Origin of the sequence: Acidovorax sp. BoFeN1 (genome assembly GCF_003345135.1) — a bacterium.
Taxonomy (GTDB): Bacteria; Pseudomonadota; Gammaproteobacteria; order Burkholderiales; family Burkholderiaceae_C; genus Acidovorax; species Acidovorax defluvii.
This window is the reverse complement of the sequence record NZ_QOZT01000010.1, coordinates 72,404-83,317: the sequence shown is the minus strand read 5'-3', so window position 1 is coordinate 83,317 and position 10,914 is coordinate 72,404. Positions and strand designations below refer to the sequence as shown.

Sequence of the window (10,914 nt, the reverse complement as noted above, 5' to 3'; positions counted from 1 at the left end):
ACCGGGGGGACTGTGGTGGGCGGGGAGGGCGGCTGCGGCCCGGCGGCAGCCATGGTGCCTAGCGGCCGTTGCCCGAACGGGCCGATGCCGAGGACTGCGTTGCGAAGGTGATCTGGCTGAGGCCCACGCGCCGCGCGGCCTCCATCACGGTAACCACCGACTGGTGCGGCGCAGTGGCATCTGCACTGATGATGACCACGCTGTCGCGGCCTGCACCGGCAGCCTGGCCCAGTGCACGGGCCACAGCGTCCACGCCCTTGCCATCCACTGCAGCCTTGTTGACGGCATAGCGTCCGTCGGCCGCCACGGCCACGATCACCTCCTTGGGATGGTCGCGCTGCTGCTCTGCGTCGGCCACGGGCAGCGTCAGTTGCAGTTCTGTGAACTTGCTGTAGGTGGTGGTCAGCATCATGAAGATGAGGATCACCAGCAGCACGTCGATGAACGGGATCAGGTTGATCTCCGGCTCGTCCTTCTGGCGGGGGCGGAAATTCATCGGCAGGGTCTTTCAGGCGAAGGGCTGGGCGGCACCGTTGTGCTGTGGGCTTACTTGCGCAGCCGCAGGATGTGGCGCACAAACTGCTCGGAGGCCAGCTCCAGCGTGAGCAGATAAGCGTCCACGCGGCTGCGGAAATAGCGCCAGAAGATCAGCGCCGGAATCGCCACGATGAGGCCGAACGCCGTGTTGTACAGCGCAATGGATATGCCATGCGCCAGCTGCGCCGGGTTGCCGCCACCCATGGCCTGGCTGGCGCCGCCGGTGCCCACCTGCGAGCCGAAGATCTCGATCATGCCGATCACGGTGCCCAGCAGGCCCAGCAGCGGGGCCGCTGAGGCGATGGTTGCCAGGGCATTGAGGTATTTTTCGAGCCGGTGTGCCACGGCGCGGCCTGTGCCTTCCATGGTGGCGCGCAGGTCCGCCTCGGTGCACTGGGGGTTGTTGTTGAAGGCGCGCAACCCGCTGGCCAGCACCTCACCCAGCGCGGAGTTTTGCGCCAGCTGGTTCACCACGTCGGGCGTGGGAACTGCCTTGGCCGAGACGGTAATGGCTTCGTCCAGCAGTTTGGGGGGGGCGACGCGGGCTGCTTTCAGGGCCACAAAACGCTCGAAAATCAGCGCCAGAGCCAGGACGGAGCAGGCGATCAGCGGCCAGATGGGCCAGCCTGCGGCTTGTATGATGGACAGCAATTCTCTCTCCGCTCGGGTGAAGGCAAGCGCTGATTATGACCCAGCTTGTCGGGCCGCCCTGGACACAAAAGGTTACGAGAAGGTACACGCCGAAAGCCTTTTTTTCACCCACAAAATCTGTGGATAACTTTGTGGGCAACTGGGCTTCATGGCCTCGCAAAGTGGCGCCACACCGTGGCTTCAACAGATTGATGAAAAATTGATCAGTGAAAAATCTTTATAAATCAACAGGTTGCACCAATGTCCGTGGTTTCTGGCGGGTTCTGGTGCCAGGCGCCAACGCGGCTGTCGCTCGCTCATCGCTGTGGAATAGTCACACTGTGCATCGCCTGCAAACGCTGGCTCTGCCGCATGTCTGAGCCCTCCAACCCAGTGGCCACGCCACGTATCTGGGAAGTTGGCGCCCTGTGCCGCGCCATTGCTGATGCGCTGGAGTCCCGCTTCAATCCTGTGGCCGTGCGCGGCGAGATCACGGGGTTTTCGCGCGCATCCAGCGGGCATTGCTACTTCTCGGTGAAAGACGCGAACGGCCAGTTACGGTGCGCGATGTTCCGCCGCTCGGCCAGTCTGCTTGACTTTTCGCCGCGCGATGGGGAGCTGGTGGAGTTGCGCGGGCGCATTGGCGTGTATGAAGCCCGGGGCGACCTGCAATTCATCGTCGAGAGCATGCAGCGCGCGGGGCAGGGTGCCCTGTTTGAGCAGTTTGTGCGGCTGAAAGCCCAACTGGAGCGCGAAGGCCTCTTTGATGCCGCCCGCAAGCGTTCCCTGCCGCTGCAGCCGCGGGGCATTGGCCTGGTCACATCGCCCGGCGCGGCGGCACTGCACGATGTGGTGACGGCCCTGCGCCGCCGGGTGCCGCATATCCCGGTGGTACTGGTGCCGGCGCTGGTGCAGGGGGCGGCGGCCCCGCAGTCGCTGGTTGCGGCGCTATCAAAACTGTATCTGTTGGCGCAATCTGCAAAAGGGCCAGAGGCTGATTTGGCTCCAAACCCCGCGATCGACGTGATTTTGCTGGTGCGCGGCGGCGGTTCGATGGAAGACCTGTGGGCCTTCAACGACGAACAGCTGGCGCGCACCATCGTGCAAAGCCCGGTGCCGTTGGTTTGCGGCGTGGGGCACGAAACCGATTTCACCATTGCCGACTTTTGCGCCGACCTGCGCGCGCCCACGCCCACAGCGGCGGCCGAGCTGGTGGCTCAGCCGCGCGAGGTGTGGCTGGGGGCGCTGGGCCTGCTCGCCGGGCGGCTGGCCGACGGCGTGCAGCGCCAGCTCGACGCGCGCCACCAGCGGCTGGACCAGGCTGCGGCCCGCCTGGGCCGTCCTTCGGGTCTGGTGGGCCGCCAGCAGATGCGGCTGGCGCACCTGGCACAGCGCATGCGCCACGGATTGCTATTCAAAATGGAGCGGCTCGCGCAAACCCAGCAAGCGCTGGGGGCCGATTTGCCTGCAAAGCTGCACCGTCGGCTGGCGCTGCATGCCGAGCGGCTGGACCGTGCGGCCCTGCGGCTGGACCTGCTCGACCCGCGCCTGGTGCTGCAGCGTGGCTATGCGTTGTTGTCCGACACGCGGGGCCAGGCGGTCACCAGCGTGCGCCAAGCGCAACCCGGTGATGCCCTGCGCGCCACGCTGGCCGATGGTGCAGTAGATGTCACGGTGGTGCACCCACGGCTGCTGTAGCGCGGGCTGCGCTGCCGTGGCGGGCCTGCGCTGTAGGACAAGGGCGCCTTTGCACCCTTGTGGCGGCTGTTCGCATGCCCCATGCAGCACAGGTCTATTGATCTTCCTACAATGCCGGTTCGCCCGCGCCCGATCGCCTTGCCGCCGGGTATCGGGGTATCCCAGAATTTCAAACCACGAGGAAACACCATGGAACACACCCTTCCCCCGCTGCCTTACGCGATTGACGCCTTGGCCCCGCACTACAGCCAGGAAACCCTGGAATACCACCACGGCAAGCACCACAACGCCTACGTGGTGAACCTCAACAACCTGCAAAAGGGCACCGAGTTTGAAGCCATGACGCTCGAAGAGATCGTCAAGAAGTCGTCCGGCGGCATCTACAACAACGCTGCCCAGATCTGGAACCACACCTTCTTCTGGAGCTGCATGGCCCCCCAGGGCGGCGGCGAGCCCACGGGCGCGCTGGCTGCGGCCATCAACGCCAAGTTTGGCTCTTACGCCGCCTTCAAGGAAGCCTTCGTCAAGTCGGCTGTGGGCAACTTTGGCTCGGGCTGGACGTGGCTGGTGAAGAAGCCCGATGGCAGCGTGGACATCGTTAACACCGGCGCCGCCGGCACGCCGCTGACCACCGCCGACAAGGCGCTGCTCACGGTGGACGTGTGGGAACACGCCTATTACATTGACTACCGCAACCAGCGCCCCAAGTTTGTCGAAACCTTCCTGGGCAACCTGGTGAACTGGAAGTTCGCCGAAGCCAACTTCGCCTGAAGCAGTTAGCGCAGGCGAAAGCCTCGTCACCAAAAAAACGGCCCTCGGGCCGTTTTGTGCTTTTTGGGGCTGCAGCGCTTTTCTGGAAAGCGCTTGTAGCTACATAAATAATAGCGAACAGTGACGCATCAACGCTTCGAAAACGGGGCTCCGCCGAGCTTGAAGCCAGCCTTGATGCCCTTCTTGCCAAACCACCCCTGGTTCATCTCCAGCACATAGCGCACGGGTTTGGTCGAGCAATGCGAGTCGGTGGTTTGTGGCTTCATGTCGGCCAGATTCACGATGGTGCCGTCGTCTGCCACAAACGCAGCGGTCAGTGGCAGCAAGGTGTTTTTCATCCAGAAGCACTGCACGCCGGGCTGGTCAAAAATGAACAACATGCCTTCTTGCGTCGGCATCTCCTGGCGATGCATCAGGCCGATCTGGCGCTCCTGCGGGGTCTGCGCCACCTGGGCGTCGATGCGGTGCATGCCGGCAGTCAGCTCAACGCGCTGCAGGGCCAGCTGGGGTGCGTTCTGGGCGGGGGTGGCGGTGGTCCACAAAGCCAGCAAAGCGGCGGCCAAGCGGGCCATTGCAGGGCTGACGGCGCGGCGAGCGCGGCGTTGATCAGGGGCGCAGGAAACGTGGGAAGCGAGGGTCATCGTTGTCATGGGCAGTCTTTCAGCAATAGCAAACGATAGCAGGGCGCCGCACAGGCGGGGGCCGCCCCCCAAAACAAAGCCATCCGAACCGCGCAGATTTTTTCACAGGGGCCATTCGGGACGGTTGCATACCGAATGGCTGGAAGAGCGGTTTTGCCCACCGCCACCAGGTTCGCCTGCGGTGTGATCTCCATCCGATGTGCGTGGGCCGGGCAGCTGCCATGGGGTTGTTGGATCAAAAAATTGGTCAATTTAACCCCTTGATTCCGCATCGTGAGATTACATTGCAAAATAACCAGTCGGTGCGCAGAACAAGTAAGCACAATGGCGCTGTTCGATCAGTGCTACCGGCCGGTGCCCCAGCTGGTGGTTTTTTCAGCCATTTCTTGAGACATAAGCGATGAGTACCCAGCAACCCACCATCATCTACACCCTGACCGACGAGGCACCTCGCCTGGCCACTGCTTCTTTCCTGCCGATCGTGCGCACTTTCGCGGCGCCTGCGGGCATCAATGTGACCGAAAGCGACATCTCGGTGGCGGCCCGCGTGCTGGGTGAGTTTCCCGAGTGCCTGAGCGACGACCAGAAGGTGCCGAATGCGCTGGCTGCGCTGGGCAAGAAGACCCTGGAGCCCGACGCCAACATCATCAAGTTGCCCAACATCAGTGCCTCGGTGGGCCAGCTGATCGCGTGCATCAAGGAACTGCAGGGCAAGGGCTACGCAATTCCAGACTACCCTGAAGACCCCAAGACCGACGAAGAAAAGTCGATCCGCGCGCGTTATGCCCGCTGCATTGGCAGTGCCGTGAACCCCGTGCTGCGTGAAGGCAACTCCGACCGCCGCGCACCCAAGGCCGTGAAGGAATACGCGCGCAAAAACCCCCACAGCATGGCCGAGTGGAGCCAGGCCTCGCGCTCGCACGTTTCTCACATGCACGCGGGCGACTTCTACCACGGCGAAAAATCGCTCACGCTGGACAAGGCCCGCGATGTGAAGATGGAGCTGCTCACCAAGAGCGGCAAGACCATCGTCTTGAAGCCCAAGGTGTCGCTGCTCGACCGCGAAATCATCGACAGCATGTTCATGAGCAAGAAGGCGCTCGTCGAGTTCTATGAAAAAGAAATCGAAGACGCCCGCAAGACCGGCGTGATGTTCTCGCTGCACGTCAAGGCCACGATGATGAAGGTGTCGCACCCCATCGTGTTCGGCCACTGCGTGAAGATTTTCTACAAGGACGCGTTTGCCAAGCATGGCAAGCTGTTCGACGAGCTGGGCGTGAACGTGAACAACGGCATGGCCAACCTGTATGAAAAAGTGGCCACACTGCCCACCGCCCAACGCGAAGAAGTCCTGAAAGACCTGCACGCCTGCCACGAAGGCCGCCCCGAGCTGGCCATGGTCGATTCGGCCAAGGGCATCACCAATTTCCACTCGCCCAACGACATCATCGTGGACGCATCCATGCCCGCCATGATCCGTAACGGCGGCAAGATGTGGGACGCAAACGGCCGTCTGAAGGACGTCAAGGCCGTGATGCCCGAGTCGACCTTTGCCCGCATCTACCAGGAGATCATCAACTTCTGCAAATGGCACGGCGCCTTTGATCCCAAGACCATGGGCACGGTGCCCAACGTGGGCCTGATGGCCCAGCAGGCCGAGGAATACGGCTCGCACGACAAGACGTTTGAAATCACCGAAGACGGCGTGGCCAACATCACCGACCTGGCCACCGGCGAAGTGCTGCTTTCGCAAAACGTCGAAGCCGGCGACATCTGGCGCATGTGCCAGGTCAAGGACGCCGCCATCCGTGACTGGGTGAAGCTGGCCGTCAATCGCGCCCGCAACTCCGGCATGCCGGTGGTGTTCTGGCTCGACGCCTACCGCCCGCATGAGGCGCAGCTGATCACCAAGGTCAAGATGTACCTGCACGAGCACGACATTGCGGGCCTCGATATCCAGATCATGAGCCAGGTGCGCGCGATGCGTTACACGCTGGAACGCGTGGTCCGCGGCCTGGACACCATCAGTGCCACCGGCAACATCCTGCGCGACTACCTCACCGACCTGTTCCCCATCATGGAACTGGGCACCAGCGCCAAGATGCTGTCCATCGTTCCCCTGATGGCGGGTGGCGGCATGTATGAAACCGGTGCGGGCGGCTCGGCGCCCAAGCATGTGCAGCAGCTGGTGGAAGAAAACCACCTGCGCTGGGACTCGCTGGGTGAGTTCCTGGCGCTGGCCGTATCGCTGGAAGACCTGGGCCTGAAAACCGGCAACGCCAAGGCCAAGGTGCTGTCCAAGACGCTGGACGCCGCCACCGGCAAGCTGCTGGACAACAACAAGAACCCTTCGCCCAAGACCGGCCAGCTCGACAACCGTGGCAGCCAGTTCTACCTGGCCCTGTATTGGGCGCAAGAGCTGGCCGCGCAGACCGACGATGCCGACCTGGCAAAGCGGTTTGCCCCGCTGGCCCACCAACTGGCCGCCGACGAGCAAAAGATCGTGGACGAGCTCAATGCCGTGCAGGGCAAGCCCGCCGACATCGGCGGCTACTACCTGCCCGATGTCTCCAAGCTCGATGCCGTGATGCGGCCCAGCCCCACCCTGAACGCGGTGCTTGCCGCCGTTTGACGCCGCAACGTGGCTGCCCGTGATGCACGGCAGCCACCCCAGGCCAAACCGATCTGCCGTGCTGCGGGCCAACGCCCGCCGTGCGGCATTTTTCATGGGGCGGAGCCACCCAACGGGCAGAAGGCGTTAGCCCGCACGCCCGGTGGCCTCTTGCACAGCAGAGCCGCTAAAATTCAGGCGTTTTACGGATTTTTCCAAACCCGCTGCAGTTCATTCCAACATCCCACCGGAGACACCCGCTCATGACCACCTACCAGCACATCAAAGTGCCTGCTGAAGGCCAGAAAATCACCGTCAATGCCGACATGTCCCTCAACGTGCCGGACCAGACGATCATTCCCTTCATCGAAGGCGACGGCACCGGTGCCGACATCACGCCCGTGATGCTCAAGGTGGTGGACGCTGCGGTGGCCAAGGCCTACGGCGGCAAGAAGAAGATCCACTGGATGGAAGTGTTTGCGGGTGAAAAATCCACCAAGGTGTATGGCCCCGATGTGTGGCTGCCCGAAGAAACGCTGCATGCCGTCAAGGACTATGTGGTTTCCATCAAGGGCCCGCTGACCACGCCCGTGGGCGGTGGCATCCGCTCGCTGAACGTGGCGCTGCGCCAGGAGCTTGACCTGTACGTCTGCCTGCGCCCCATCCAGTACTTTGACGGCGTGCCCTCGCCCGTGAAAGAGCCGCACAAGACCAACATGGTCATCTTCCGTGAAAACTCGGAAGACATCTACGCGGGCATCGAGTTTGAAGCCGAGAGTGAAAAGGCCAAGAAGCTCATCAAGATCCTGCAGGACGACTTTGGCGTCAAGAAGATCCGTTTTCCCAACACGTCGGGCATCGGCATCAAGCCCGTGTCGCGTGAAGGCACCGAGCGCCTCGTGCGCAAGGCCATCCAGTACGCCATCGACAATGACAAGCCCAGCGTGACCATCGTGCACAAGGGCAACATCATGAAGTTCACCGAAGGGGGCTTCCGTGACTGGGCTTACGGCCTGGCAGCCAAGGAGTTTGGCGCCGAGTTGATCGACGGCGGCCCCTGGATGAAGTTCAAGAACCCCAAGACGGGCAAAGAAATCACCATCAAGGACAGCATTGCCGACGCCTTCCTGCAGCAAATCTTGCTGCGCCCGGCCGAATACTCGGTGATCGCCACGCTCAACCTGAATGGCGACTACGTGTCTGACGCCCTGGCAGCCCAGGTGGGCGGCATCGGCATTGCGCCCGGCGCCAACCTGAGCGACACCATCGCCATGTTTGAAGCCACGCACGGCACGGCCCCCAAATACGCGGGCAAGGACTACGTGAACCCCGGTTCCGAAATCCTCTCGGCCGAAATGATGCTGCGCCACATGGGCTGGACCGAAGCGGCCGACCTCATCATCAGCTCGATGAAAAAGTCGATTGCCAGCAAGAAAGTGACCTACGACTTCGCCCGCCTGATGGACGGCGCCACGCAGGTGAGCTGCTCGGGCTTCGGGCAGGTCATGATCGACCACATGTGAGCTGGCCAGCGGTCGCTGGCATCAAAAAAACCCCCGTGCTTTTAAGGCCGAGGCGTTGGCCAAAAGTGTGGATGAAGTAGGTTGTAAGCCACAGCAGGCCTCCGAATTACTTGCACAGTTATCTATCACATATACAAAGCATTCCAGCTTCAATAGTGATAAAATTCTGTGCAAATGAATGCGAGCTGCACCCTCCAACTGTTTGCCAACGGCGCTTGGTGCGACGTGGGAAGCGTAAGTCTGATGGGCCCTGAAGCACAAGGCTGGCGCAGCAAGACGTATACCGGCTACTCGGTGGAGTGGGCCATCGAGCACGGCGGAGCGCGAGACGCTCATGCCTTTGCCTGTCGCTTCCCGGTGGGTCTCCAAGCGTTCGAGCATCCGCACTGGCCCGTTTTCCTTATCGATATGTTGCCGCAGGGCTTTGGGCGAGAAGAGCTTCTCCGCAGACTGGGGCTATCTGTAACGGCAGGGGAAAGCGTGGACTGGCGGCTGCTGCTCGCGGGTGCGGGCAACTCGGTAGGAAACCTGCGCGTGAAGGAGGCCGCGAGCTGGCTAGCCGCGAACGCTGGTCCGCCACGGGGCTTCACGGACGATGAGGTGGCCGAACGGGGAGACGACTTCGCTGAGTTCCTGGCCTCGCACGGACTGTTTGTGGCTGGCTCCTCAGGGGTACAGGGCGAGTGGCCCAAGTTTTTGCTCACGAGAGCAGAGGATGGGCTGCTGTACCTGGACCACACGCTTCCTGATGCGCGGGCGCGGGAGCACTACATCGTCAAGTTCGGACGGGGCAGCAACGAGGCCCTTGCCTCCATCCTGCGGCATGAAGCCGCTTATATGGCGTTGGCACGAATGCTGGGGCTTCGCGTGCATGCGGACCTCGTACTGCTCAAGCGAGCGCTTTTCATCCCCCGGTTCGACCGCCAAGTGACGGGCGGGGGTGTTCTTCGCCTAGGGCAAGAGAGTATCGCGACGTTGACGGGCAACCCTGGATTCGATGCGGTGCCCAGCCACGACGAAGTGTGCCGGCAGCTGCTGCGGCAATGCACCCACCCCCTTACGGAAGTGCTTGAGTACATCAAGCGGGATGTGGCCAACCTGGCTCTGGGGAACAAAGACAACCACGCACGAAATACCGCAGTCCAACGCGACTTCAGTGGTGGTATCCGCCTGACACCCCTCTACGACTTCGCGCCGATGTACCTCCACCCTGACGGAATCGCCCGTCGCATCCGATGGGAGGGCAATGACAGTAGCGCTCCAGACTGGAACAGGGTCATCGACAAGGTGTGTGAGATTGCGCAGACCCTCAGGAATGAGAAGCGGATGCCTTCTGCGCAGAAAAAAGCGTTGCGCGAGGTGTGCCGCCCGGCATTGGTTGAAGGCTTGCGCCCGATGGCTGAGCCTCTGAAAAAGATTGCAGCCCACGGCACTGACTTCGGCTTGGAACCGTCGGTGCACGCTCACCTCAAGCTCGGAATCGAGGCGCAAGCCCAGCGCTTGAACGCGCTGACCTGAACTGGACACCGACATGGACAAGCGATACGAAACTTTGACACTGCCTCAGCAGCTGGAACTGCGTAAGAAGGCTATCAACGACGTGCTGGCAAATCCGCAATGGAGCCTGGCGCAGGCCGTGCGCCATCTGAAGAAGACGATGCATCTCACCACTGCAGAACTGGCCAAGTTGGCGGGAATATCGTTTCGCACGCTGCAAGACATTGAGCGCGAGAAAAGCGAGGGAACGGTCCAGACAATGAACCGGGTCTTCGGCGTGCTCGGACTCAAGCTCGGGGTAGTCCGCGTGTCGCACGACGACGAGTTTCGTGCCGCGTCGGCCCCCGAGTCCGCGCAGGAAGCCTGAGGACGGGGCGTAGGCCGTCGAACCGCCAAGCATCTCAGGTACTGGAGAAATTTCCGGCAGGAAAAAGCCCTCTGAACCGGAAAGGCTCAGAGGGCGAAGGAGGTGCCGAGTTGGCTGACGTCAACACTTTAAGCCAACGCCTAGCTTTTAAGGCACCGGGGGCTTTTTCATGTGGGCTCGGCCGGGAGTGCGGCGTCAGTTTGCTATCAAATCGATAGCGTTCAGCGCTGATTGCACGGGGTCTAGGGGCCTAAAAGGCACTCCATCGCCCCCGGCAGTCAGTGTTCCACGTACCACGCATCCTTCAAGGCGCTCACCGTGGCCTCGGCCACTTCTGGCTGTGCGGCAAGCCAGGCTTTGGTGGCTTGGCGGTCGTCCTCGGTGGCAGAGCCGCGCAGGTATGCCATTACGAAACCCTCGCTCACCCAGCCAGATGCTGCCAGGTTGCGGGGCAGGATCAACTCGTTCAGAAGGCGGTCCATCAGCGCTTCTTCCTGTTCGGGCGTCAGGGTCTGCTTCAACTTCAGCTCGTACTCGAACCCGAGTTCCTGAAATTCGCCCACGCGCATCTTCTTGCGAAGGCGTCGGCTGCGTTGCTTGTTGAATGGAAGTGACATGGAGATTGCTCGTAAAAGGTGA

Annotated in this window: 10 protein-coding genes; 6 read left to right on the top strand and 4 right to left on the bottom strand. The window is 61.9% G+C overall.

The annotated features are described in order from the left end of the window. Nucleotides 1-58: 58 nt before the first annotated feature. Both DTW89_RS04340 and DTW89_RS04335 read right to left on the bottom strand, forming a co-directional pair. Nucleotides 59-496, bottom strand: a complete 438-nt coding sequence (locus DTW89_RS04340; protein WP_024815204.1) for an ExbD/TolR family protein — start codon at nucleotides 494-496, stop codon at nucleotides 59-61. Between the two features lie 50 nt (nucleotides 497-546). Next, entirely contained in the window at nucleotides 547-1,188 is a 642-nt protein-coding gene (locus tag DTW89_RS04335) for a MotA/TolQ/ExbB proton channel family protein (RefSeq protein ID WP_114655030.1), read from the bottom strand. Between the two features lie 351 nt (nucleotides 1,189-1,539). On the opposite strand from DTW89_RS04335, the gene xseA reads away from it, so the two are divergent. Both xseA and DTW89_RS04325 read left to right on the top strand, forming a co-directional pair. After that, entirely contained in the window at nucleotides 1,540-2,865 is a 1,326-nt protein-coding gene (xseA, locus tag DTW89_RS04330) for an exodeoxyribonuclease VII large subunit (RefSeq protein ID WP_114655029.1), read from the top strand. A 189-nt stretch (nucleotides 2,866-3,054) separates the two neighbouring features. Beyond that, complete coding sequence (locus DTW89_RS04325; RefSeq protein WP_024815201.1) at nucleotides 3,055-3,636, top strand: superoxide dismutase; 582 nt, start codon at nucleotides 3,055-3,057, stop codon at nucleotides 3,634-3,636. Between the two features lie 128 nt (nucleotides 3,637-3,764). Here the strand turns inward: DTW89_RS04325 and DTW89_RS04320 are convergent, their stop codons facing one another. Continuing rightward, nucleotides 3,765-4,208, bottom strand: coding sequence for a DUF192 domain-containing protein (locus DTW89_RS04320; RefSeq protein ID WP_051463486.1), 444 nt, complete (start codon nucleotides 4,206-4,208; stop codon nucleotides 3,765-3,767). A gap of 469 nt (nucleotides 4,209-4,677) precedes the next feature. On the opposite strand from DTW89_RS04320, the gene DTW89_RS04315 reads away from it, so the two are divergent. From DTW89_RS04315 to DTW89_RS04300, 4 genes are all read left to right on the top strand, one after another. Next, nucleotides 4,678-6,909, top strand: coding sequence for an NADP-dependent isocitrate dehydrogenase (locus DTW89_RS04315; RefSeq protein WP_114655028.1), 2,232 nt, complete (start codon nucleotides 4,678-4,680; stop codon nucleotides 6,907-6,909). Nucleotides 6,910-7,151: 242 nt separating this feature from the next. Next, a complete protein-coding gene (gene icd / locus DTW89_RS04310) occupies nucleotides 7,152-8,411 on the top strand; it encodes an NADP-dependent isocitrate dehydrogenase (RefSeq protein ID WP_114655027.1) in 1,260 nt (419 codons plus the stop codon). 174 nt (nucleotides 8,412-8,585) lie between these two features. Next, nucleotides 8,586-9,929: a type II toxin-antitoxin system HipA family toxin gene (locus tag DTW89_RS04305; RefSeq protein ID WP_114655026.1), complete on the top strand. Its 1,344-nt coding sequence runs from the start codon at nucleotides 8,586-8,588 to the stop codon at nucleotides 9,927-9,929. Between the two features lie 13 nt (nucleotides 9,930-9,942). Continuing rightward, nucleotides 9,943-10,275, top strand: coding sequence for a helix-turn-helix domain-containing protein (locus DTW89_RS04300; protein WP_114655025.1), 333 nt, complete (start codon nucleotides 9,943-9,945; stop codon nucleotides 10,273-10,275). Between the two features lie 278 nt (nucleotides 10,276-10,553). On the opposite strand, the gene DTW89_RS04295 is transcribed toward DTW89_RS04300, so the two are convergent. Next, nucleotides 10,554-10,892: a YggL family protein gene (locus DTW89_RS04295; protein ID WP_114655024.1), complete on the bottom strand. Its 339-nt coding sequence runs from the start codon at nucleotides 10,890-10,892 to the stop codon at nucleotides 10,554-10,556. Between the last annotated feature and the right edge of the window lie 22 nt (nucleotides 10,893-10,914).

Coding starts and splice junctions, on each gene's coding strand:
- DTW89_RS04340 (WP_024815204.1), bottom strand. CDS start 496: ATGAATTTCCGCCCCCGCCAGAAGGACGAGCCGGAGATCAACCTGATC.
- xseA (WP_114655029.1), top strand. CDS start 1,540: ATGTCTGAGCCCTCCAACCCAGTGGCCACGCCACGTATCTGGGAAGTT.
- DTW89_RS04325 (WP_024815201.1), top strand. CDS start 3,055: ATGGAACACACCCTTCCCCCGCTGCCTTACGCGATTGACGCCTTGGCC.
- DTW89_RS04320 (WP_051463486.1), bottom strand. CDS start 4,208: ATGGCCCGCTTGGCCGCCGCTTTGCTGGCTTTGTGGACCACCGCCACC.
- DTW89_RS04315 (WP_114655028.1), top strand. CDS start 4,678: ATGAGTACCCAGCAACCCACCATCATCTACACCCTGACCGACGAGGCA.
- icd (WP_114655027.1), top strand. CDS start 7,152: ATGACCACCTACCAGCACATCAAAGTGCCTGCTGAAGGCCAGAAAATC.
- DTW89_RS04305 (WP_114655026.1), top strand. CDS start 8,586: ATGAATGCGAGCTGCACCCTCCAACTGTTTGCCAACGGCGCTTGGTGC.
- DTW89_RS04300 (WP_114655025.1), top strand. CDS start 9,943: ATGGACAAGCGATACGAAACTTTGACACTGCCTCAGCAGCTGGAACTG.
- DTW89_RS04295 (WP_114655024.1), bottom strand. CDS start 10,892: ATGTCACTTCCATTCAACAAGCAACGCAGCCGACGCCTTCGCAAGAAG.